The organism is Keratinibaculum paraultunense (assembly GCF_016767175.1).
Taxonomy (GTDB): Bacteria; Bacillota; Clostridia; order Tissierellales; family Tepidimicrobiaceae; genus Keratinibaculum; species Keratinibaculum paraultunense.
Map to the genome: position 1 here is coordinate 1,539,364 of NZ_CP068564.1, position 26,008 is coordinate 1,565,371.

Sequence of the window (26,008 nt, forward strand, 5' to 3'; positions counted from 1 at the left end):
CCTATAATAGTTTAATGACTGTTATATCTTAATTTTCCCCGAAGTAGATTCAAGAAATCTATATTAGTACCAATCTTTTTCCTCCAAGCTCACAATAAAAGTTTTGCTTTTATCTGCAAAAATAACTCCTCATTGACATCTATACATATGATCTTTGATAATCGTTGCCACTTACACTAACTATGATCTTTTACTTTTCAATAAAGATTATTAATTGAGGAAATTGCATAATTAACTTTTTTAATCAAGGTTAAAAAAGAGTATAAAGAATTAGCCCATTAATAAATGGGATTTTGAAATTATTATTAATATTTTCGACAGTAAAATCCTCAATTCTTAGTATATTTATATAGTTTGTTAAGCTGCTTTACTCAAAGATTTCATTGTGTTTATTGCTATGGTACCTGATATTAGTGCTATGCAATTTAATATTGCGTGGACCTTGACTTTTTTAATACCTTTAGACCTTACATTATCGAGGTTTAGGTAGCATTTTAATCTACTAAAACACCTTTCTACGGAGGTTCTTTTATCATATTGCTTTTTCCAAACATCTGTGTATCGTAAAGGATAACCATAATACCTTGGATTTTCTTTATAGTTTACTTTAAGGGTATAGCCGTAATTAGAGCTTGAGCACCAGTTCATCCCGTGTGGACAATCACACCGTCCTAGGGCATGAGGGCATCTAAATTTTAAATAATTTCCATCTTTGCCCCAGTAAACTAACTTGTAACCTCCTGAACAAATAGGATTAAAAGCTTCATCTAATCCTTCAGGTGGAGCATAGCTACCCCTTGGATTGTAAGCTATTATTGGAATGCCTTGATATTCGTTGATTATGGTCTTGTAGACATAATCAAGATCATAGGCAGAATCCATAGCATAATATTTAGGTTTAAAGGTATCTTTATAGTTTTCAAAGAATTGCTTTATCAAAGGCAAAGCCATGGTACCATCATAATTACTAGCTGGGGAGATTAGCAGATCTAGTGGCAACTCACTTTTGGAATCACAAAGAATATGGAGTTTCCAACCAAACCATCGTATGTTGTTGCCATTGGTATCTTTTTTCATTCCCCAGTTAGGATTAGTACCGTCATGAACAATGTTTTTCTTTGGCTTAGCAGCTTCAAAAGAATCCAATTTAGTTGAATCTATTGAGATATGCTCTCCGTCAATGATATCAAGTTCTTTAGCTTTAATAACTAAGTCATGAAAAATCTGTTCAAGAGATTCAGAGTTTGATAGTTTTTCAAGAAATCTACTAAAAGTGGATTCAGATGGAACCTTACCAAGTACATCAAAACCACAGCAATATCGAAGTACAGGATTTTCTTTAAGCTTGACAACTAAATCCTTAATAGTATCAATTTTTTCAACCTGCATTGCGATTAATGAATAAATAAAAACCTCAGGCTCATAACCTTTAGGACCCTTGGAATTAGAAGGTTTTCTGAGTTCGTTAGCAAGTTTAGAGACATCAATATTAGCTAAAATTAATTCTAATCTAGATTGTTGCTGAAATTTAATAATTTCTTTAAAGGAAAAAAGAGATGTTTGTCGAATATACATGTTAAGTGATTTCACCCCCATCGTTTTTTGTTTTGGTATCACTTAACATATTCGATATTAATGGGGTGAAATCCTTTTTTTGTTATTGTAGAAATTAGTAAAATCAACGTTTTTAAATTATGAAATTTACTTAATTATATATTTGAAAGTAAATCTATAAAATTGCTACTAAATAATAGTTTTACTTCTTCTTCAGATTTCCCTAATATTTTTGATGATAGCATATAAAATTTATCAAAGTAATCAATAGTAAAATCATTTTTTGTATATTTTGTAAATGGAGAATCGCTTTCTATTAATAATTTGCTTGATGGCACAGTCAGCAAAAGATTTTTTCCTTTTTTAGTATTTAACATGTCAATATTTAAAGAAAAATAATATCCTTTTGCAATAGCACGCTCAAGCTCTTTATCAGTGCCAGTAAACCAATGAAGGATTATCCTGTTTTTACTTTCTCCTACAATATCAATTACACTATCTACGGCATTTCTACTATGAATGCTAATAATTTTATCATTAAAAAAGCTGCAAGAATCAATAATTTTCTCAAAGATTAAAATCTGTTCTTTATTAACTCCATTAGAAAAATCTAAACCTATTTCACCTATATATCTACTCTCTGCTACATAATCTAAAAACAATTTGAGTTGACTCTTAAATTGAACAGCAAGTTCTGGGTGTAGTCCAAGAGCAAACCTACTATATTTTAAATTGTGATATTTAGCTTTATATCTAAGATAAAGTTTTGGTATATTAGTCATAATAATGGAATAAATCTTGTTTTCCTCAATGAATTGAAGTTTTTCTTTAATATCATCATATAAGTCAAGGTGGGTATGAGTATCATATTTTATTATCTTCATAATAATCAATTAACACTCCCTCTAATTCAGCCATTCCTCGTATTAAAAGTGATTCATAAAGTTCAACATTAGAATCTATTGGTCCAGACATTTGAATATCGAGAAACGCCTTTTTAGCATCAAATTTCTCAAGTCCAAGTAAATATGAATTAAAATTCATCCTTGCTGTTGGTCCAGATGAAAAGTTTGAATCAAAATAAGTTGTCATATCCTCAATACCAGCAGACTTAATAGCTGCCCTTCTTATTACACATGGAAAACATGTTCCACAATGTTTAGTTTCACTTTCTCCACGCATTCTGCCTAGATCAGGATGAGAGCAAGACATTGTATTGACGATATTATCGATTAAAAATTGTTTATTTTTACACTCTGCAATCATTTCTCCTTTTGTTTTGAACTGATATGGATTAATAAAAGTTACTTTTAAATTCAAGTTATCTATTAATTGCTGAAAAAGCTTTAAATAATGTGGATGTGTAGTTCTTGTACTACTTGAACCTATTCTTGAAAAAGTTAATGGTATATTTAATGATATATAACCATTTTCAGGTATAAATAGGTTTATTCTCCTATCAAAACATGAAGCTATAGCTATTGCATGGCTAAAAAACATAAATGAACGAGATCTCATCGTATCCTCTTTTCCACCTAGTGGAGCAGCATAAAAAGAGAAAAAATGGTTTTCAGAAATTGAATATTTATTTACTAGCTCCTGTTTCAAAACTTTTTGATACTCTAATGTACCTTTTCCTCCTCCATAATGGCTTACAAAAATAATATCATTACCCTTTTCTTCCAACAAATCTATGGCTCCAATAAATGAGTCGAGTCCTCCAGAGAACATACATATCTTATTGATATCTAGTGTGTCAATTCTTCTCTGAGTCATCTGAACTCTGCGCATACTCTCTTCTAAAGTCAATTCTCTTTCTCTGAATGTAAATTCCCAATTGTCACCAGTAAGAAAATTTGTTATTTGTTTCAGTAGTTGTTTATTGCTTTCCATCAAATCTATATTTAGTACTGGTAAATGCAAATGTATGCTTCTTTCCCACCCATCTAAAGCTTCTTTTCTCAAGATTATTCGATCAGCAGCGTAAACAGCTAATGATATCATTAAAAGGTCTATTGCTTCTATAGATGGAAATTTTGGTAATAATTCTAGTTTTTCCTTCCAAAAAGTATATCTATAATCATCGAAACTACATGTTATGTAATCCTCATCAATAGCATATTCTTCATCAGAAGAATATTTATACACAATATTTATCACCACTACACCCCTTTAAGACAAAATTACAGATATTCTTCAAAAGCTTTAAAACATGTATTATATAAATTGTCAATCTCTTTTTCAATACTACTTGAATGATAATCATAACTTTCTGGTTTCATTTCTCTCATCCTTAGCTCAACTTTAACACTAATATAATCTTTTAACTCTTTTTCTTTCTTAACCGATTCTTTAGGATTATCTATATATTTTTCAAATCTACTCTGTAAATCACTCATAACACGTATAAAAATATATTCACTAACAAAAATTTCAATTACTTTTCTGAATAACGCCTCGTCAATTCTATGTAAGGCTTCAATATCTCCTCCATTTTCTACTACTATATCATAAAGTGTAGAAATGACTTCTACTGCTGCTCCTCTTGCAGCAATATCTTCTTTACTATCAACACTACTCGAAATAACATTAACAAGTTCAGATAATACTTCTTTAGCACTTTTACCAACATAATCAATCTGTAAAGACCGAAGTGTTTTTTCAACTCCAATTTTCCTAAAGTCTTGGATTACTCTTCCTAAATTAATAGTTGTACTTTTTCCTGAAACAGAAGATTTAGTAAGCCTACTGGATCCACCTGATGCTCCAACATATCTACTCATTACCCTGCCCTTATTGGATGAACTTCCTTTAACATATCTTGTCATTGCATCCTTTGCATCTTTCCATCTATATGGGACCCAATGTGAATTTGCCTTGTCCAAATTTTCTGGAATATCTTTATGTTCCTGGTCCTCGGCTGAATTATCATCAATATTATCATAATCCTTAGGTAATAATGACTTTACAGGTCCATCGTAGATACTTGAAGTTCCCACGACTAATTTCTCCTCTCTGATTCAATTATGGGCTTAATTTCTGGATTGTGCTTAATCCATTCATCTAAAATTTCATTAATTTTTTGCACTTGATTAATTTCTTTTGCAAAGTTCCACACTCTAGGTATATGGGATGGTTTTATCCTAGTACCACTCAAAGCTTCTAAACCTCTAATTATTGCAATATGTGTTTCTTTTTTTAGTTTTCCCCATTCTAATAATGCTCTAAATTGCGTATCAATTATTTCGCTGGAACTTGTAATTTGCGAAATTAAATGTTCAATTATTAATGCAGCTTCGTAATCATTTACTTCTTCTGCTTTAACACAAGCACTACGCAGAGCTGATTCAGAACCTGATAGCAATTTTTTCAATACCTCATTTGCTACTTTGCTCAATTTCATCTTTGGCATTTCATATCTATTATCAAGCGAAGTTCTAGCAAAGTAAAAATATGGACGCAAATCCTCATTTCCAATATAAGGCTCCATATTTAGCCAATTTATTACCCAATCATCATCCTTCCATGAGGCCAACTTTTCTAATGATTCAGTTTCGTTATTTTCAAGGGCTGATAGTTCAACTATTTTACCCGTCAAGTCAATTGGTGCACTTACTAATTCTGCAAACATCCTTGGTTTGAAATATTCCAGCAGCATTGTTTTAGCTAAGATTTTTCTATCTAACTCAATACCTTTATGTTTGGCCATATTCAATCTCATTTCCATAGAATTCAAAAAACGCTTACAATGTCTTGGGTTACCATTTAGTCCCTTAGCTAAAACCGATGAAATCTGCTTTGATATCTCTAAGCTCAATTTAACTTTATTTGCAATATCTTCATCGAAACTCTTTAATAAATTGTAATCAAGCTGAAAATCAAAAAAGTTCTTACTTTTTTGTTCATTAATAAATTCTATTGCTTTTTCAAACTCTTCATTCGTAAGTTCTTTTTCCATATATAGTAATGAAATATATAATTCCACTTCTCTAGTACTTAACCTTGGTATTCTTACAGGATATTGAATAATTTTTTCTAAATATTCCTTTCCAATATCAATTCCAAGACCTTCAATCTCTTTAAATTTTGTTTGAACAGCATAGGAAATATGTCTTTCATCAGCACCTATGATAAAAACAGTTCGTCCGACATATAAGAAAAGCCGTATTGCTTCAAGTGTTTCTAAAATTGTTTCAGGGCTACATCTATCAAGCTCATCAATAAATACAACTAACCTATCAATTTTTGTTTGCTTCAATAAGTTATCAAAATCTTTTCTAAATGTAATAATGCTTTCACGCAATTCTTTATTCGTCAATTCTGCATTAATTGTTTCGAAAAGATTCTCTTTTAATATCTCGTCATTTGATGACATAATTTTATCTATTAAAACAGAAATAGTAAAATCAGCAATGATTTTTGTTCCCCCTGTAAAAAATGATCCAATTCCTAAATTAATTGCATTTTTGAACAGTTTCATCTTATCAATACTTTTATATAATCCAATAATACAATCTTTTGCTTTTTCATCAAGCTTCTTCTCTTTTTCAATAACATCTAAAATACTCCCCAATAAAGCTGTTTTAGCATCTTCGTAATCCTCAAACAACCAGCCATTAAAATATATTGGTACTATATCTTCATCTTCTTTAATAGAAGATATACTCATATTAATTAGACTTGATTTCCCACTTCCCCAGTCCCCATAAACCCCAATTGTAGATGGTAATAAATTATCATTCTTAATAATATTGATTATAGTTTCAATCAAATAATCAAAATCAAGATAATCTAGTTCAGTTTCACTATCTTTCCACATTATCTCACCTCCACTATTTAGAATTTCTAATTACTTTATAATTAAAGTTTATAATATTTATTAAAAAACTTTCTTATCCTCAATTATCTGATACCTATATCTCTATTTATAAATTATGATAACATATTTATCCATGCTTTCCAATAAAGTTATCCACAACTATAAAAGAATAAACTAAAAGTATCTCTTTGCCAATTAATAAAATTTTACCTAGAAATCTTACAGTGCTAACATCATGGTTTATATTTCAAAGAATACTGTTTATTGCTCTAGATGACAAAAATAAAATACTTATATATCAGATAGAATAATGTTTTATTTTTTTGATAGAATTAAGAAGAAAATCCTATATGACTATAATTCAATATATTATTACTTGATTTCCAAGAGATTTCCAAGATTAATTATAGCCTTAATAAACTGTATATGAACAATAGTTAGTGTAAAATAATTGTAGGAAAAAATACAAAAAAGAATAGCCCCATATGTTATGATAGAAGTGTCAAAAACAAAAATCATAATAAAGGAGGCTATTCTTATGAATACAATTATACACGAAATTATAGAAAAAATCACTAGAGATTTCAATAATAATATAGAGGATTTGATGTTAAATAGCAGGGATATATCAAGATTCATAATAAATACTAAAAAATCATTGGATGAAATAGGAGCAATGATAGTAAAAGAAGCCTTAGAGATGCTAGATGAAATAATAAGAGAATCTAGTAGTAGGAAAAAGGAATATTACATACAAAGAAGAATTGACGAAAAAACTTTAATTACAATATTTGGAGAAGTAAATTATCTAAGGACATATTACAAAAGTAAAAAAGATGGCAGCTATAGATATCTTTCAGATGAACTAGTAGGAATATATCCATATGAAAGAATGGATCTTTCATACGAATCGGAATTAATAAAAGAAGCTATAGAAACATCCTATGAGAAATCAGGTAAAAGAGCCTCAAATAATGTACAAGTAACAAAACAAACAGTAATGAACACCATAAGAAAGCTAGGAGAAGTAGAAAATGACGAAGCGAAATTGCCAACTAAAAAGAAACAAGTAAAAACAATCTATATAGAAGCAGATGAAGACCATGTAGCATTGCAAAATGGGAAAAATAAAGAAATAAAATTAATCTATGTCCATGAAGGCAAGAAATACAAATCAAAAGGAAGATATGAATTAATAAATAAAAGATACTTTACAGGCTCATTAAAAAATAGTGAAGAATTATGGCTAGAAGTTGCTAATTATCTAGAAGAAGCATATGAAATGGATAAGGTAGAAAAGATATATATCTCAGGAGATGGAGCAAGCTGGATAAAAGAAGGACTAAACTGGATTAAAGGAAGTAAACACGTACTAGATTACTTTCATTTATCCAAGTATGTAAGAAAAGCAACAGCACATATGCCTCATACAATAGAAGTATTATGGAGCTATATAAATAACCGTAATAAAGACCATGTAAAAGAATTACTAAACTTCATAATAGAAGAAACAGAATCACAGGCCAAGAAAGAAGCAGTAAAGGACAGTAAAAGATATATATTAAACCATTGGGACTCAATAATGAGGGGTTATGAGGAAGAATACATAGGTTGTAGTGCAGAAGGTCATATAAGTCATATATTATCCTCTAGATTAAGCTCAAGGCCATTAGGTTGGAGTTTGGTAGGAGCAGATCAAATGGCTCGCTTAAGAGTATATAAAGCAAATGGTGGTGATATATACGAATTACTAAGTAAGAAAAAAGGAGAAAGGCAAAAGGAAAATAGAATAATAGAGTTAGAAAAAAAGGTAGTAAAGAAGAAACTAAGAACAGCATCAGCAGAAACCATAGACAATATACCCTATATAAATGATGGAAGAAGAACTTGGCAACGACAGATACTAAAAGCCATTAGAGGTGCTTAAAAAGAATCAATAGTAGGTAACAAACAAATTTAAATATAGAAAGAGCTATAATGAATAATAAAATAAAATGTTATAGCTTAATTTAGTGACCCCAAAAACAAATAGCTTATAAAAAAAATTGGTGAAACAAGCAACTATGCACTTTTCATAAAATATGGGGAGATTTAAAAAAATTTTTCCTACAGTAACTTGACACTATCTTCTATTCTCCCTTTTTTAACCTTGAAGTTGTTCTGGATTATAATATAGATAAAGGTCCTCAAGATTAGGCTCTTCTAAATGAGCATCCTCTGCTGGAGAAGTTTCTGAAAACACTCTAACTTTAGTTTTATTGCCATTTCTGTAATAACGAATAACAGGGAAGTTTTCAGTATTTGCCAATAATTCTATATCATCAACGGGGAATTCCCATACCTTTCCAATTAATTGATTAAGTAATGTTTCTTCATCACTTTTGCATATTATTTTACCAGACTTCATTATAATGATATCATCTGCAATATCTTGGATATCTGATGTAATATGGGTTGATAGAATGATAATTCGATCCTTAGAAATATGGGAAAGATAATTTTTAAAAACTAGTCGCTGCTTAGGATCTAAACCTGCTGTTGGTTCATCCAATATTAATATACGAGGTTCATTAAGCATTGCTTGAATTAGTCCTAAGCGCTGTTTCATACCACCAGAATAGGTCTTTATCTTCTTATTTTTCATATCAAACAGTTGAAATAACTCAAATAATTCATTAGCCCGTTTTTTAATAATACCTTTTGGAAGGCCTTTTACTGTACCTATAAAGTCTACATATTCCATACCTGTAAATTCTGGATAATAACCAGAATTTTGTGGTAGATAGCCTAGTAGTTCTAAATATTCTTCTCCAAGTTTTTTAGTATTTTGGCCATTAAGCATTATCTCACCACTAGTAGGTTCTAATATTCCACATATCATTTTCATTAATGTTGTTTTACCAGCGCCATTTGCTCCTAAAAGCCCATGTATCCCATATCCAATTTTTAACGAAACATCATTAACTGCCTTTTTCCCAGCAAATACTTTGTTAACATTAATAAGAGTTAATTCCATTTACACCTTCTCCTTCCTCTACAAATTCCATATATAAACCAATCATAAATAAATCATCTTTATTCTACTTGATGTTTCTTAAAAAATATCATTGAAAGGGGTAATAAGATTAAAATAAGTAATATATAAACAGCTATAGCCATATGATAAAATGTCAAAACTTTCCCAAAGAAGGAATATGTGACTAATCCATAGTACTGACGGCCGCTTAAAAAAGCAGGTAAAAGCCTTGTTATTTTTTGAAATATCCTATTTCCTCTTTCCACTGGAATAAATAACCCACCTAAATAAAATAAGATTACAATTACCGCAACAGGCGTTGTCTTCTTAATTTTGGAAGATAAACTTAAAGCTATTGTTGCAACAGCTAAAGCACTTAAAAAGCTCATAAATATCCTGATTCCTATAGTTTTTAATAATGTCCAATTATACAATATTTTCGCATCTAATACCTGTATAGGCAGATTCCATCCTTCAGTGCCAAAAAACAGTAATATGGGAACTACGCATAGTAAAAGCCCCACTAGAACAACAGCAATCGCAAATATCAAAGAGGCAGTAATTTTTCCTGTTACTAATTTCGTCCTCCCGTATTTTGCAGACAATAAAATGGCATCCATTCCTGTTTCATGTTCCTCAGAAAAAACACAGCTAATGCCAATTCCTATAGCTAGAACTAAAAATACAACTATGTCTAAAGAATCATTGATATAATTCCAACCTTGATAATAACCATACTGATAGGGTCCTTTTGTTATATTAGCTCTTTGTTGCCAAAATTCCCTCTCAGTACTTGTTAGATTCATTGAATCAAACCATGTTTCGATGTTTTTTTGTCTGTGTACATAAAAGTCGCCCAGTTCATCAAACTCTATCATCAATATATGAGGGTATGGACCGGATATGAAATTTTGTGAAAGCCAATAAAAATAAGACTCTCTAGGTTTGTAATATTCATAATATATGTCTTTAGGTAATGCTTTATCATATTCAAATCCAGTTTTATTATTTTCTACTATGTAATGTTCTTTTAAATTTTCTATATTGGCCCGAATCCTTTCATCTGTTTGTACTTGGTTTAAATATTCCTTGTAAAATTCCTTTTCATAATTTACCGCCTGTTTTCTTTTAAGTAAATTGCCATTATCATCATAAAAAGTATATTTAAAGATATTTGGAACATAAGAGTAGATTAAAATTAGGTAACTTATAATAAGGGCACCTATAGTCAATTTAGAACTTAGTATCTTTTTTAGTTCAAATTTAATAATACGAGCTATTATTTTCATATTTGCCATTTAAATCCCCCTTGTTAATATAATAAAAGCCTATTATCAAGTATAAGTATACTTAATAATAGGCTTTTAAACTTGAAGAAAATATCAATAAAAAATAAATATTTCTTTATATTTAATTATTTGTCATTTTAAGTGGAAAGTCCATAATGATTTTCAAAGTTGAACTAGTCAATTCCGAACTAATTCTACCCTTATGTTTTTCCATAATCTCTTTTGATATAGCCAATCCTAAACCAGAACCCTCAATAGATTTATTTCTAGACTTATCTATCCTGTAAAAAGGTTGAAACAGCTTAGAAGCTTGTTCATCAGTCATACCATAGACATCATTTTCAATAATAACAGATTGATATTCCGAATTTGAAATGGTGTAAATTCTTATTTTCCCACCTGGTTTTGTATATTGTATAGCATTTTTTATAACATTGTAAAATGCTCTAGCAATCAAATCTTGATCTACAAGAAATATAATAGACTCTTCTATATCAATCTCAAATTTAAGGTTTTTTTGGGTGATTTTAGGATAAAAAGTTTCTCTCATCTGTATTAGCAAATTTAATAAATCTATTTTTTTTAAGTTCAAATGAGAAATTTGAAGTTGAAATTTGGCCAAATCAAAAAATTGATTGATGAGATTCTCTAGTTCTTTGGATTTTTCCTGAATAATCTTCAAATATTTCTTTCTATTTTCTTCTGATATATTTGGTTCATCTAATAGCAAGGATACATATCCAAATATTGAGGTTAATGGCGTCTTCAAATCATGTGCTAAAAATGCCATAGATTGATTATGTTGTATAACTTGGTCTTGGTTTTGTTTTATAAGCTCGTTTCTTTCTTCGATTAATGCTTTAATTTCTTTATCTATGCCTAGATATTCCAGCTTATTTTCTGGCACAAGGTTATTTTTTAACATTTGAATTCTTTCATGGATTTCTAACGCTACCGCATTTTTAACTTCTAAAACTTTTCTCATAATGAAAACTTCTGAAATAATAAATGCTATAATATATACTGCATAGATTAGTAGTATTGAAGTCTGCCTAATACTACTCCAATCCAATTTCCCCTCAATATAAGTTTTACCATAAACCTTTACTTCTCTTATGTCAAACATAAAATTGTTTGTAAAAATGTGTAGGAAGTTACTTCCAATAATCATATATATAAGAATCAATATGAGAGTTAATATAATTAAACCTTTAAGAAAACTTTTAGTCGTTTTTTTCAATAACATATCCCTCCCCCCAAACGGTCTTGATATAATGGGGATTTTCAAAAGAATCTCCTAATTTTATCCTTAAATTTCGGATATGGGTTGCCACACTATTGTAAGCCATATTATAATAGTCATCTCCAGTAATACTCTTATAAATCCACTCGGATGAAAGTTTTTTGCCAATATTCATCAACAATAATGTTAATATTTCAAACTCTGTTGTTGTTAAATCTATCTTCTTTCCTTTCACATAGCAATCTCGGGTCTCCAAGTTCAGCTGTAGATCCTTGTATTGAAATATCATTTTCTGCTTTTTGTCAAGCTCTTCATATACTTCTATTCTGCGTAACAATGCCTTTACCCTAGTCACTAGCTCTAGAGGATTAAAAGGCTTTTTGATGTAATCATCACTTCCTAACATCAATCCCTTAATAACATCTAAATCTTCATTTTTGGCCGTAACTAAAACTACAGGATAATAATATTTCTCCCTTATTTTTGTTAACATAGTCAAACCATCTATTTTAGGCATCATAATATCCAAAATTAAGGCTTTAGGAATATTATCTTCTAAGTACTCCATAGCATCTTGAGAGTCATAAAAAACAACCACCTCAAATCCTTCGTTTGTTAAATACAAAGCTATTAAATCAGCTATTTCTTTTTCATCATCCACAACAACTATTTTTCCCATAGATTATCCCCCCTACACCAATACTCCAAAAAAAACACTACATTACATTACCTTAAGGATTTGTTATGTTATTATAGGAATAAAATCATCTCTTTTTGCACCTATATTATATCATTAAATATAATTGATTATATAATGAAATCTATTATTTCATCTATTAATTGAAACATACTAATCTAAAACCTTTACACACCCAGTCATAGCTTGTCTCCAATCAGCCTTCGCCAACACTAGTCTCCTTGGGCAGACCTGGCATTAGTGATACCATTTGTCTATTTCGATACCTCGTTCCTTATAAGCAAAGTAACCACCTCAACATGCCTTGAGAGTACAATAATGATGTCGTAGCATGATATTACCCCCTTGACGGTGACTTGTATTTTTGAATAAAATTTATTCTGTGATTATTAGAGCTAGTGTAAACTCGTGATATATAATCTTTTATTATCTAGTTATGTTCCTAAATTTACACTTACTCTTTAAATTGCAATCAATGAAATCCTCAAAATTTGTTTTGTCTTTTGAAAACTTTATTCATCACAATCTATAGACTATATTCTTCTAGTCTTATCTTTCAATTTAATTACTCCCCTCTTTCCCTGGAATCACTTTAAATTCCATTATCCTCTTCTAGATTATATAACAAATGTATCAAGGTTTTTATACCCCGATGCATTTACTAAATGATTAACCCTTAATTCTATTTATTTTCCTATCTTTTATTTCATAAATAATATCTGCTACATTATTGCTTTTGTCAATAGGATCGTGTACCACCCTACTAATCAAATTGTGTACCACATAATGGTAAAAAAATAATAATAGATTTGTTCTCTATATTCTTATACAATCTTTTCTTGCCGGCTTAATAAACGGTAACTTGATCCCTTAAAAGATTTTATAATACTATTGTGTATTAGACGGTCAATAATAGCAGCAGCCATTATTTCATCGTTAAATATGTTTCCCCATTCTCCAAATTCAAGATTACTGATTATCATTATTGAGCCTTTTTCATATCTCTCTGAAAAGACTTGAAATAGCAGTTGGGTAGAACGATGGGATAAGGAGACGTATCCCAATTCGTCTATTATTAATAGGTCTACTTTTCTAAGTTTTTCAATAAATTTACCTAAGGCTAATTGTTCTTGCATTTCTATAAGCTTGTTTCCAAGGGATGCAGCTGTGAAAAATAATACTGATTTACCTTGTTTACATGTTTCTACTCCTATTGATGTTACTATATGGGTTTTTCCAGTCCCTTGGTCTCCAATAAATATTATATTTTGATTATCATTTAGGAAATCAAGGGTAAATAGTTCCATGATTTCCTTTTTATTAAGGAAGGGGGCCTTGGAAAAATCGAAGGTGTCTATGGTCTTAATGGTTGGGAAACATGCATTTTTCAATAGCCTATTGTATCTACGATTTTCTCTATTTATTACCTTCTCGTCTAAAAGCATTTCAAAAAACTCCAAGTGGTTTAATTCTTTGTCTAAAGCTTCCTCTAGTACCCTATCAAATACATCTATCATTCCTGAAAGTTTACAATATTTTAGTTTATTGAATAGCTCTTCTCTCAACATTCTCACCTCCTTCTAGGAGGATATCATATTGAGATATGTTTGGAGAAGATGATTGAATGTCTGGAGCTCCCATTGCTTCTAGTATATCTTTGGATATTGTCTTTTTGATTATCTTATCTTCCCTATATCTTAATAGGCTTAAAACCTCTTCATAGCTATATCTATTTGATTTATCAAGTTCTTTTAATATTGAAACAATTTTCCCTATACCATAGCTTTTCGTTAGCTTTAATATGTTTATGAATTCTCTTGTTCCCTTAGATTTGGATTTAGTAGTAGCCTGAAGCATCCTGTGATAGTTATCAAACTCCTTTGGAAGTTTCCACTGCTTAATCACTAGCGCATCATCATATGCTCTTGCCTTTTTCATTAGTAAGTCTAAAAAATGGTAGGGCTCTAAGCTATCCTTATTCTTTGAGAATAACCTTTGGTGTTCGGCTATTTGTTCCCCTTTGTAGATTATCTTTATTTTAAATGGATATATCTTCACATCTACTTTTTTCCCTACATAAGCTGTAGGAACTGAATATCTATTTCTGTCAATGTGAGCAAGCTGATATGTATTAATTTTAGCTGTAGTTAATCTTGCATGATCATAATGTCCTTTAAGTGGAAGAAAGTAATCTTTTCGAGCCTCATTAAGGGTTTTAAACCAGGTAATTCCATCTATCTTTTTAGTATGCATCTTGTCCCAGCATTCAGCGTATAGTTTTTCATTTAACTTATCAAAGCCTTTAAAGTCAATATAGGACAGGAAGTAATTATTCCTTACATACTTTACCAGGTTCTCAACAAGACCTTTTTCGTTACCTTTCCCGGGGCCACAAAATTCTGCTTCAAAGCAGTAGAAGGATTTAAATCTTAAAAACTCATCTTGAAGAATTCTTTCACTACCGGATAATACCTCTTTAACAGCTGGTTTAAGATTGTCAAATATTATCTTTCTTGGTATTCCACCATAAAAGTCAAAGGCCCTAATCAATCCGTCAAAGAAAAATTCTGTGCTTTGTCGTGGGTATGCTTGTACAAATTCTACCTTTTCCTTAGATAGTTTGGCACAAAAGACCATTACTTTTCTTGGATATCCTTCATCCATAACAATCATTTCACCAAAGTCTACCTGAAGCACACCATTACCATAATCTAGCTTTACATGAGCTTCCTTTTGGTTTACACCTAACTCTTCCTCAATAATCCTAACTTGATGGGTAAAAGCTGAGTAGGAGCCTTTATACCCTTCTTCTTGAAGAAGTTGGTGCATTCTAGTTTTCGTTAACCTTTCTTTCTTTCCTTTGGCCTTGTTTTCCAGAACCATTACCTTAATTCTTTCAATGAATTCACCATTAACAGGCTTTTCTTTTTCTACTGTAAGTAAATATTTATTATCTTCCCTTTCAATGGCTCTAGTTACAGTATTTCTGTGTATCATTAATCTTTTTGCAATTTCTCTTTTAGAAAGCCCTTTATTAAAATACAATTCTCTGATAGTATCATATATAGCCACCTTTATCACCTCATATACCTCCCGTATGTTTTGTTTGCTCAACTATATTATACGGGAAGAGTTGGTAAAGGTGGTACACTTTTTCATTAGCAGCTCTTCTTTACTGGTACATATTTAGTTTAGCATCTGCAAAAGCTAAAATTAGATATTTTAGTAGTAAAAATAAAAAGCTATATCAATACAACAGATATAATAGATAGAGAAAGTAATAAAATAGACAAAAACAAGTTAGAAAATAAAAATTTAATTTCTAAAACTTTATGATATAATACGAACAACAAAATACAAAATATAGTAAAAATATGAGAAATTAATAGGTTATAAAGTTCCAAAAATGTGTAGAAATTTAAAAAGGGACATTGGTACTACCAATATCCCTTTAATATGGTGAGTACATTTTTTGCGATTACTCACAAGCATTTGCTCTAGAGTTTTCGCAGCCTCGAGTCAATCCAGCTACTAAAGAAATTACAGTTAATAATGTAATTACAGAAACACCTTGTGCCTCAACAGGTGTATTTTGACTTGCTTCCATTTCATCTAAAGAATAATCTTCAAATGTAGGTCCTACAAGATTATAATTCTTCATTCTTTTCCCCCCTAACTATTTGTTTATTAATTTAATTTATATTTAATAAGTCTAAAGAATTGGTTTAAATTATATTATTAAATATTCTAAACTTATGAATTTTTAATAGGTTTATGGACAATTAAAGTTTCTACTCCACCATCTGGATATATAATATGATGCTTCATATGCTGTAAGTATAGATAATACTGTTACTGCTGTGGCAACACTCTCTGGCTCATATTCAACCTGCTGAGAAGATGCCATCTCTTCAAATTCTAATTCTTCAAAAGTAACACCAATATTATTCATTATCTTCCCCCCTTCTTTTATTATTTACATAGAAATTCCCAATTCTTTAGACTTTATTAAGCGTATATGTTAAGAAGGAATCGAATGTATAAAAATCTAGTAACCCATTTTTAAGCCAATAATTATATTCATATCCTTGTCTATGTTTAGATAATTGGTTATACATTGAAGAATATAATCCATTTTGAAAAACATTACCTCTTAATGATTTTGGATTTTTATATGCTTTATCTACTTTTTCTGCTAATTGCATGATATTACGATTTATATCTTCTTCAAGCATTAAATCGTTTATTACTAAGGAATCTATACAAATACATCCAAAGGCAGATACAACTTTTTTTAAATAGCTAGTTACATATTCTTCGCCTGAAGTTGATGTACTTGTACATACTACAGCAAGTTTTCCTGTAAGAGGAAATAGATGTGACCAATGTGCTAATCTATCTATAAAGACTTTGGTCGAACCAGATATTTGATGTATATAAACTGGAGAACCTATTATTAATAAGTCGCACTTTTTTATTTTTTCCTTAATCATTTTCATGTCATCCTTATTATCTTGAGGACAAATACCAGTAGCAAAACAAGAATTACATCCCATACATGGAAGAATATTTAAGGATTCTGCTGTAAAAACATCAACATTGTTACCCCTACTGGGAAGGGAATCAATTAGTTGTTTAGTATATTTAAGTGTGGTTGAGTTCTTTCCTTGCATACTGCCAATAAAACAAAAAATATTCATTTTATATCACCCTACATTATTTTTTATAGTATTAAATTAGGTGTTTTCACACCTTATTGGACACATAATACATGTGCTTAAATCTTTGAATAAGCTGCTAGTTAATCTAAAGTTAATACACTAGGTATTTCTTCTGGAAATATTGATCTTAGTAGAGAGTAACCAACTCCTGATAATCCCATAAATAACCCTACATCTCTGAAATCATCTAATTCTTGTAATCTTGCCTGTCCATGTTCTAAAAAATAATTAGCAATTTGACTAGATGTTGAGTTTATATAGTCTGTAAACCTATCTTGAGGACTTAATAAACTACATGTTATTAAAAAATCTAGATTTCCTGATAAACCATGACATAAAGACATATTCTGGTTAGAATCATTTATAGCCTGTCTTAAAGCAAGTTCTTTAAAATGTACCAATCTATCATCATTAAGATATTTCAAACATGCTACAGCTCCAATTCCAAGTCCAGTTGTTCCATGACACCAAGAAGTATGGTTTTTGCTATGGATATAATCATTTTTGTAATAATTTAAATCTTTAATTTGATTTAATGTATGATCTAGTATTTTCTCAATATCTTTCTCGCAATTTATTCCATATTTATTTTGAGCAATTAACATAGCATATAATATCCCAATTCCACCATGTCCCATTCCTATACTTGATTCTTTTTCTAAAAACATGTCTAAATTTGATTTAATTGTGGTAATTATTTTGGCTATTTCTTCATAGAGTAAGGATTTACTAGTTAAAATATTTTGATTATTATCTAATAGTTTAACTAAACTAGCTCCTCCTCCTAACCAATCAATACCAGTATATGTGTTATTTTTTGAATATTTTGAATTTTTGGAATACCTAGAATATAGTTTTTTAAAATAAGTAGGATCATCTATATTACATTTCAAAAGTACATATGCCTCACCTAAACTACCTGAAAATACACCATGGTGATGATAAATTCCATAATCTTTTGTGGTATTTTTAACTTTTTCTGTAAATTCTATAATATTTCTATCGGTTGTATATTTAGATAAATAGTTTAAAAAAAGTAAAATTCCAGCTCTACCTGAATATAAACCATTTTCAATGGAGGTAATTTTATAAAAACCATCAGTTGTATCTATATATGGCCATGAAACATACTTTCCACTTTTGCTATAGTAACATAAATCCATGATTTTATATGCAATTTTGTTACATGTATCCAAAATCTTTTCCTTATTTAAATAATCCTCTTGGTATGATATTTCTGGCATCTTCTTATCTCTTTCATCAATCAACTCATAGTAATTTCCTAATAATATTCTCAACTTTAATTTTTCCTTATTTACTTCCTTCATATTTAATTTTTTAAGTCTACTTATGGTTATTTCTAAACCACTTTTAGGAAAATAATCTTCTATATACTCATAGTTGCTTGTAATAATATGATTTTTAGAAGTATTGCAAAAGAAAATTGGGATATCCATATTGAGCATATCATTAACTTCATAAGGAACTATACGTCTATCTTTATAAGGATTAGCCCAGTTATTTTCAAATAGCTTTTCTAAATGTTTGCTATCTGATAGGTAGTGCGGATGATCTGCAAATGTCAATAAATCTCCATAAACTGCTGTCGATTTCGTTAATTGCCTTACTAGCAAGTTTTGAAATGTATTTTCTATTAACTCAATAATTTCTTTTCTATTCCGATAAACAAAATTTAGTGCATCATCAAATCCTTGAATAATATCATTTTTATAGTTGTGATATGTTATAGTTTTGTTTTTAAATTTTGGCAAATTTTCATTCGCTTTAATAACAGCGTCATATTTATACTCAAAACGCATTTCATCAGTATAGACATTTATTGGCACTAATACTTTAGTAGGGTAGATTTCTTCCTGTCCCCCTCCTAGTCCACTGACATCAACACCTTTACCTTCTACATTATTATCAAAACCTTTCGTTGGTAAGATACCTATCGCAAATAATCTTAGTATATGATCGTTAATTACCTCTAAGTTTGCATTATCCTCTAAATCGTATTCATATTGCGATAATAATGTTTCACAGTCAATAATATATGGATATTCTCCCGATGCTATGATGTTCTCGCTATGCATGTCTGTTGCGCCAACTATTCCCAATAATACGATTAATTCACCAATTCTATAATAATAGTTGTTTAATTGATTTTTATTAGTACATTCTTTATGAGTAATTACTTCTTCTACTGTAAATTTTTCTGCATAATATACATTATTAGTACGAAGATCCATCAATCCACTATTTTCGTTAAAGTAATTTATTAATGAACTGAATGCTTTTTGAATATATAAATTTCTTGGTTTATAGATTAATTCCTTAGAATTTGAAAATATTAATTTTGAAACACTTCTCCCCCTCTGGTGAGTATCTCCTTTAGATGTTTCAAAACCTATTATCTTATTATCAGATAGACCAAAATAATTACTTATCTTATGATAGTCCCCATCAATAAACTTAAACATTTCCATCGTTGAGTTGATAAAATCTTGACTTCGATTAATTAATAATCGGAGCAACACTGGATACTTTAGATAGAATGATTTTATTTTATCAATTGATGAGTATTTTCTCTTGATAAAGTCTAAATACCTTTCATGCCCATCATTTCCTTTAAGTTCATTATGTTGTTTAAATTGGTGAAGCTCTATAATCAGACATTTCCAAGTCATACGACTAAGTATGCTTTTACAATCAGCAATATATTCTTCTATTGTTTTAGCTGATACGCTAATATTTTTTAATTCTTTAACTTGAGTAAAAATCTCCTGTTTGATGTATTCTGAAAAAGGGATAACTAATTGATCTTTATCAATATTATTTAGATTGACATTACATGTATCAAATATCATATTGAAAAGCTGAAACCAATTTTGTTGTTCTAGATAATTATATAAAATACTATTTTCATACTCAGTAAAATTTTTAAGTGCAAATGCAAAGTTTTCTTTTTTAATATTCCGAATTTTTAAACTTTCATTAAAAGATTCTTCATTAACTAAACTTCTTATATTTAGCCAATCATAAATTAATTGGATATCATCAAAAATATATTCACTTTCTACATTGAAGGCATTTATTCTTTCTTCGATTGTTAATGCTTTAGTTAGTGAAGGGTATGTTTGTTGCATATTTCGCCCCCCTATATATTAATGACATGTTAGGTTTTAGTATTAATTATTGTATTTTTTAATTACAAATAAGTCATTTTTAATGCCGTACATTAATAATGTTCCAATTCCTAATTGTGCATATATATCTTTTATATCAATAGCTTGTAAACCCTTAAACACTATAAAATCCAATGTATAACCCCAGAGAGCACTATCCATTATGGAACATATAACCATGGCATATGTTAAGATTTTTGTTAAATTTAAATAACTATCTTTTTGATATTTTTCTTCACAATATCGGTAGAAAATTAATAGAACTATTAATACCATGAGCCTAGCAATAGTTGTAATCCAACCAGGTAATGTTAATCCAAGAATATTGAACAACGCACTTATCTGTTCATTTTTAACTATCTTTAGCATAAATAAGTTTCCAGGAAGAGTAATTACTTTGTTACCTAGAAATCTATAGATGATTAATTTTGCAATTTGATCTATTCCAACAAGTACTCCAATTGTTACTGCCATAAACTTATTAGAGAAATCATGCTTTTTTAAATAAGATGTTATAAAATATCCTAAAAAAATATATATTAATATAGGTATAAACAGTGTAATATAATGTCTAAGTTCGTAAGCTTGACCAATTACAATTTTTCTTATCATGTTTAAAATAGGCATGATGGCAAATGCAATTAAGTAAATATATTTGTTCAAATCATTCTCCTCCTCTTTAAATCAAGTAGTATTTTCCAATACCCCTAATTAATTTTATATTATTTTAATGGATCATTTGCAACGAAATACGGATTGACCCCTTAATTTTGGACAAAAACTCACTAATACTTCCAATATCATAATATTTCATTTTGCCCTTGGTTTATTGTACATTAATATTTATCTTCATCAAGGGTAAAGGCTACGCCCCTCAAAGCAGGCCCTTGATTTCAGCTAAATATTAATGTGTTAGGCACTTGAAGGCAAAGTATTAAAGCTTTATTTTCAAAGGTTTTGCTGTTCCTTCCAATGTTTTATGGTAAAATTCTACTGGTGAAATATATCCTAAAGAACTATGGATTCTAACTTTATTGTAGAATTTAATATATTCAGATACTGCTTCATAAGCTTCTGTATAGCTTTTAAATTCGTACCTTGACAAACATTCATCTTCTAACAATCTATGAAAAGCTTCTATATGGGCATTTTTATTTGGAGTCTTAAATGGTATCCTTTCATGCTCTAATTTTAATTCTTTACAAGTATCTTGAAATTTATTGCTGATAAATTGTGGGCCATTATCTGACCTTATAATCAAGTTAATTTTCTTATTATAAAGTTCCCGCTTCATTAATCCCCTTTTAAGGGTTACGATTATGTCTTCAGTTTTACAAGATAATCCCATATGATATTCTACTATATTTCTATCATATACATCTAAAAAAGAAGCTATATAGAAGAATCTATCTTCACCATGAATATAACCATATTTAACATCTACTTCCCAAAGGGAATTTGATGTTGTTATTTCTCTATTTATAGCTATTTTTCTAGGAAATTTAGGTTTAATTTTCCTTTGAGGCCTTAAGACCTCAAGCTCTTTACATAATCTATATACTTTTTTCTTATTTATAATTAAATTAAATTTCCTTCTTAACAATACAGTTATTTTGCAGTAACCGTAGTACAATCCTTCTGTTTCAATGATTTTTAATATATATTCCTTTATTTGTTCATCACAAATATGATTGCCATCTTTATCAAAAGAGTAACCAGGAATTGGTCTACCGCCTTTATTTATTTTTGTATCTTCATTCATATCTTCAGTTTTAGTTCTTTTTTTAATATTGTAATAATAGGTAGACCTACTTAATCCAAGAATTTTAAGGACAGTAACTGCAGTATATCCTAAATCAATCCATTTCTTCGCAATATTAACTTTATCTTCTATTGTGGGTTCGTTTTTTTTAAAAGGTCTTTAAGAATGGCAATTTCTAAATCTTTTTCGCCTAATAATTTTTTTAATTGCTCATTTTCTTCTTCTAGGGATTTAGCATTAATATTATTGGAATAATTATAATTTGGAATTAGTCCATTTTCTTTCTTTGACTCCCTAACCCAGCGGGTAACAGTTCCAGGGACTAAATCGTGTCTTCTGGCAACTAATGTAGCATTACCAGTTTCCTCTACTTCCTTAATAATTTGACGTTTAAATTCTTCTGGATATCTTTTACCTTTACCTCTCAATTTAGACAACCTCCCATTAATTTTTATTTTACTAAATTAGTGTGCGATTGTCCAAATAGGTTAGGGGGCTTAATAGAGGTGTTATAAAGTATTAGTCCTATGAACTTGTTTTCAATAAAGAATTTGTCCTGTTATAATCAATATTTATTATTTCATCACATATTGTGAATAATCTTTCATCATGAGTTACAATAATAGTGATAGTGTCTAATTTATTTAATTCCAATATGTTAATTAATTCATTGACACTATCTGAGTCTAGGGCTGATGAAGGTTCATCTAATATCAATAAACTTGGTCTTTTCAATAGAGCATGTAATATGGCAATTCTTTGATTTTCACCTCCCGATAATTCTGATATTTTTTTAAACCAAAACTTATCTAAATCAAAGTGATTATTATAAAATAATCCCATTAATCCCAATTCTTTAATTTGATTTTTAATTAACTTAATATTTTCTTTAGTGTTATCACTATAATTAAATAATGATAATACTGTATCCGACATAAGATTTGGAAATTGTTGTACTACTGCAATGTTGCGTTTTCTAAGTTCATATAAATCAATTTCTTTTATATTAATATTGTTATATTTTACATTTCCACTTAAATTTTCACTTAGGAGCCCTATAATAATATCTATTAATGTTGATTTTCCAGATCCATTATGACCTCTAATTATATAAATTTTGTCTTTTTCAAACTTATAATTAAAGTCTTTTATAATATAAGGTTCCTTTTTATTCTTATAGGTATAGGAATAGTTAATATCATTTAATGATACTGAATTAATATTTTCTATAATTTTTGTTCCATTATGTTCTTTTTTCACACTATACAATTCATTTATTCTATTGAATGATACCTTAGTTTCTTGATAAGATTTTCCAAAGTTTAGATAATATTTTATGCATTCTATAATCATTGAATAGTATGATAAGATAATTGTAAATTGACCTATAGTCATATGCCCATCTAATATAGACTTAGATCCCAAGACTAATATAACTGATTGTAATAATAGCGTAATTATTCCATCTAAAGAATAAAAAAGATGGGCTACTCTATTTGCATTTATCGAATTTGTAAGTAATTTACTAAATGTAGAGTTTAATAGCTTAGAACTTTGATTAAAGCTACCATTTGTTTTAATATCTTTTATATATATATACTGTTCTGATAAACTTGTAAAAAATTTATTTTGACTCTCTTTTAATATTAAATTCCATTTATATAGAGGACTTTTTAAATAATTATAAAGAATAAGAAAGAAAGGTATACTAACTAAACTACAAATAAATATTTTAAAATTGATAGTAAATAACATATAAAAAGAAAACAATATCGTGCCAAGGTTTGTAAAAAATCTCAGATAGTTATCTAAAAAAAAAGTAATTAGGCTATTTGAATCATTATAAATCCTTTGGCTAAGGTAAACAGGCTTATAATCTGAAAAAAACAATATAAATACTCTCTTTAAATGCTCAGTTACATCATAAATTATTTGATAAGTAAACTTCAGTTTTAGCTTTGCCATTTGCATGTTTAAAACATAAGATAGTACCATGTTTAGTAATGTAAGAAGTATAATAGTATAAATAATTCGTAGAACAATATTCATAGATTTAAGTTTAGTCAGATTATCTATCAATTCAGCATTTAGATAAGGAAATAATAGTCCATAAACCCATACAAAAATAGATATTATAGTAATTAAAATAAACTTATATTTTTCCTTTCTGATAGTATTTACAATCAGTTTTCTCATATGATCTCCCTATTTATTATTCAGTAATATTTTTGTACTCTGTTACCATACTTACTTAGTTACCTATATTAATTAATGCTTATATTTTTATATATATCTTCGTAGCTATGTGCATCTATCAAATCATCTTTTCCTGCTACTATTAAATCTGAAGTTCTAATTGATTGGTTAAAAACTAATAAGGATAATATTAAAATTAAAGCAGATAATCTTTTTTTCATAGGCCTTCTCTCCCTTATTTAAATTTTTTCGAATTATCTAACTATTTATATGATATAATATGATTGTCAAATTTTCAACCCTATTCAAATCGGGGTTGAAATTAGAAAGGATGTGCTGATGTGTATAATCTTGACTTATTTGGAAAAGAAGTTCGCAAGATTAGAAGACAGCGAGGATATACACAAAAGTATGTCTGTAGCGCTTCTAATATTAGTATTGATACCATTAGAAAGATTGAGAATGGAAAAGTTACTCCTAATCAAATTACTCTAGAATTATTATCTCCTGTTCTAAAAGTAGACCTCAATGAATTACTTTTAAAGTATAGGTTTAAAAACTATGGTGATTTTATAAAAATAAAAAGCAAAATAGAAACACATCTAGAAAATGGTGAGTTTGAACAATTAGAATTTGATTTAAAAGTTGCAAAAAAATTACTACATCAAGAAAAATATAATGCTTATGTTAAAAACTTACTAAGACAATATTGTCTATTAATTAAATCTATCATAGTAAAAACAGAAATCAAAAATTATAGTAAAGCTTTAGACTTACTTATTAGAGCTTTAAAAATAACAACTCCCAATTTTGATTTATCAAATTATGATGACTTTGTATATAGTAATTTAGAGATTAGAATCTTAATGAATATAGCTATCCTTTTCAATAAACTTAGAACAGTAAATGAAGGAATTGAAATATTAAAATTTTGTTTGTCTATTATAGATTCTGATGATGTTAAACTTAAAATTAAGATATTATATAATTTAGCATATAATTATTATAGACTTGATCTTCATAAGGAATGTTTACATTATTGTAATGTCGGTATAAGTACTTGTGTAAAAAACAATGTTCTTACTTGCTTATCCTTATTATATGCCCGTAAATCTATTTCTGAGTACTATCTTAACCATGACACATATAAAGACTCTATTTCTAAAACTATCATACTATTTGATATATACAAACAAGAAAAATTAAAACACATATTCTTACAATCTTGTAGAGACATACATAATATTGATATTAGTGAATGGATGATGTAATTGATAATAAATAGATATAAATATATATGTATATAAAGCTCAAATCAATGATAAACATCGTCTTTTCATATATTATTAGTAAGGTGAAATAATCTGTACTTTTGAGAAAAAGAATTCTCTTTTCTGCCAAGAATCAAAATAAGATTTAAATGGATCTATGTCAATAGTTTGGACAAAAATTTAGGTTTTTTTGTGGGTCTCCGCCACCATTGACAATCCAAACATAAATGCTTTTAGGTTTCTACCCGAAGG

At 29.0% G+C, this 26,008-nt stretch carries 21 protein-coding genes; 2 read left to right on the top strand and 19 right to left on the bottom strand.

The genetic code is table 11. The features are described from left to right. Positions 1 to 357: 357 nt before the first annotated feature. The 5 genes from JL105_RS07610 to JL105_RS07630 form a co-directional block, all read right to left on the bottom strand. Positions 358 to 1,575, bottom strand: coding sequence for a transposase (locus JL105_RS07610; RefSeq protein WP_132029759.1), 1,218 nt, complete (start codon positions 1,573 to 1,575; stop codon positions 358 to 360). 134 nt (positions 1,576 to 1,709) lie between these two features. Then, the gene (locus JL105_RS07615) at positions 1,710 to 2,438 is read right to left on the bottom strand and encodes a TatD family hydrolase (protein WP_132029725.1); all 729 of its coding nucleotides are present in this window, start codon (positions 2,436 to 2,438) and stop codon (positions 1,710 to 1,712) included. Further along, a complete protein-coding gene (gene qatC, locus JL105_RS07620) occupies positions 2,419 to 3,714 on the bottom strand; it encodes a Qat anti-phage system QueC-like protein QatC (RefSeq protein ID WP_202690466.1) in 1,296 nt (431 codons plus the stop codon). The genes JL105_RS07615 and qatC overlap by 20 nt, the downstream gene beginning before the upstream one ends. A 23-nt stretch (positions 3,715 to 3,737) precedes the next feature. Further along, positions 3,738 to 4,553 carry a hypothetical protein gene (locus JL105_RS07625; RefSeq protein ID WP_132029729.1) on the bottom strand — a complete coding sequence of 272 codons (816 nt, stop codon included), beginning with the start codon at positions 4,551 to 4,553 and terminating at the stop codon, positions 3,738 to 3,740. 2 nt (positions 4,554 to 4,555) lie between these two features. After that, a complete protein-coding gene (locus JL105_RS07630; protein ID WP_132029731.1) occupies positions 4,556 to 6,373 on the bottom strand; it encodes a KAP family P-loop NTPase fold protein in 1,818 nt (605 codons plus the stop codon). A 538-nt stretch (positions 6,374 to 6,911) separates the two neighbouring features. On the opposite strand from JL105_RS07630, the gene JL105_RS07635 reads away from it, so the two are divergent. Further along, entirely contained in the window at positions 6,912 to 8,300 is a 1,389-nt protein-coding gene (locus JL105_RS07635; RefSeq protein ID WP_202690467.1) for an ISLre2 family transposase, read from the top strand. Positions 8,301 to 8,516: 216 nt separating this feature from the next. On the opposite strand, the gene JL105_RS07640 is transcribed toward JL105_RS07635, so the two are convergent. The 14 genes from JL105_RS07640 to JL105_RS07710 all read right to left on the bottom strand — a co-directional run bounded on the left by JL105_RS07640 (position 8,517) and on the right by JL105_RS07710 (position 24,706). Then, a complete protein-coding gene (locus tag JL105_RS07640; RefSeq protein ID WP_202690468.1) occupies positions 8,517 to 9,389 on the bottom strand; it encodes an ATP-binding cassette domain-containing protein in 873 nt (290 codons plus the stop codon). A 59-nt stretch (positions 9,390 to 9,448) separates the two neighbouring features. Continuing rightward, a complete protein-coding gene (locus JL105_RS07645) occupies positions 9,449 to 10,687 on the bottom strand; it encodes an ABC transporter permease subunit (RefSeq protein WP_202690469.1) in 1,239 nt (412 codons plus the stop codon). A gap of 112 nt (positions 10,688 to 10,799) precedes the next feature. Beyond that, positions 10,800 to 11,924, bottom strand: a complete 1,125-nt coding sequence (locus tag JL105_RS07650; RefSeq protein WP_202690470.1) for a sensor histidine kinase — start codon at positions 11,922 to 11,924, stop codon at positions 10,800 to 10,802. Next, positions 11,902 to 12,600, bottom strand: coding sequence for a response regulator transcription factor (locus tag JL105_RS07655; protein WP_202690471.1), 699 nt, complete (start codon positions 12,598 to 12,600; stop codon positions 11,902 to 11,904). The genes JL105_RS07650 and JL105_RS07655 overlap by 23 nt, the downstream gene beginning before the upstream one ends. Before the next feature lie 842 nt (positions 12,601 to 13,442). Then, positions 13,443 to 14,186 (bottom strand): IS21-like element helper ATPase IstB, encoded by a 744-nt coding sequence (istB, locus tag JL105_RS07660; RefSeq protein WP_132029697.1) that lies wholly within the window; start codon positions 14,184 to 14,186, stop codon positions 13,443 to 13,445. Further along, entirely contained in the window at positions 14,161 to 15,699 is a 1,539-nt protein-coding gene (gene istA, locus JL105_RS07665; protein ID WP_158280067.1) for an IS21 family transposase, read from the bottom strand. Before istA ends, istB begins: the two co-directional genes overlap by 26 nt. A 397-nt stretch (positions 15,700 to 16,096) precedes the next feature. Further along, positions 16,097 to 16,279, bottom strand: a complete 183-nt coding sequence (locus JL105_RS07670) for a hypothetical protein (protein ID WP_132029701.1) — start codon at positions 16,277 to 16,279, stop codon at positions 16,097 to 16,099. Positions 16,280 to 16,390: 111 nt separating this feature from the next. Continuing rightward, positions 16,391 to 16,570 (bottom strand): hypothetical protein, encoded by a 180-nt coding sequence (locus tag JL105_RS07675; protein WP_132029703.1) that lies wholly within the window; start codon positions 16,568 to 16,570, stop codon positions 16,391 to 16,393. A 46-nt stretch (positions 16,571 to 16,616) separates the two neighbouring features. Further along, entirely contained in the window at positions 16,617 to 17,318 is a 702-nt protein-coding gene (locus JL105_RS07680) for a flavodoxin family protein (protein WP_132029705.1), read from the bottom strand. A 101-nt stretch (positions 17,319 to 17,419) separates the two neighbouring features. After that, complete coding sequence (locus tag JL105_RS07685) at positions 17,420 to 20,488, bottom strand: type 2 lanthipeptide synthetase LanM family protein (RefSeq protein WP_132029707.1); 3,069 nt, start codon at positions 20,486 to 20,488, stop codon at positions 17,420 to 17,422. A 42-nt stretch (positions 20,489 to 20,530) separates the two neighbouring features. After that, positions 20,531 to 21,190, bottom strand: a complete 660-nt coding sequence (locus tag JL105_RS07690) for a signal peptidase II (RefSeq protein WP_132029709.1) — start codon at positions 21,188 to 21,190, stop codon at positions 20,531 to 20,533. A gap of 271 nt (positions 21,191 to 21,461) precedes the next feature. Further along, a protein-coding gene (locus JL105_RS07695; RefSeq protein WP_408065620.1) for an IS3 family transposase occupies positions 21,462 to 22,717 on the bottom strand; the annotation gives its coding sequence in 2 pieces (ribosomal slippage) (positions 21,462 to 22,423 and positions 22,423 to 22,717; 1,257 coding nt in all). A 97-nt stretch (positions 22,718 to 22,814) separates the two neighbouring features. After that, entirely contained in the window at positions 22,815 to 24,485 is a 1,671-nt protein-coding gene (locus JL105_RS07705; RefSeq protein ID WP_132029663.1) for an ATP-binding cassette domain-containing protein, read from the bottom strand. 68 nt (positions 24,486 to 24,553) lie between these two features. Then, complete coding sequence (locus tag JL105_RS07710; RefSeq protein ID WP_158280064.1) at positions 24,554 to 24,706, bottom strand: hypothetical protein; 153 nt, start codon at positions 24,704 to 24,706, stop codon at positions 24,554 to 24,556. A gap of 120 nt (positions 24,707 to 24,826) precedes the next feature. Here JL105_RS07710 and JL105_RS07715 point away from each other — a divergent pair, with 120 nt between their 5' ends. Continuing rightward, the gene (locus JL105_RS07715; protein WP_132029665.1) at positions 24,827 to 25,756 is read left to right on the top strand and encodes a helix-turn-helix domain-containing protein; all 930 of its coding nucleotides are present in this window, start codon (positions 24,827 to 24,829) and stop codon (positions 25,754 to 25,756) included. Positions 25,757 to 26,008 lie beyond the last annotated feature (252 nt).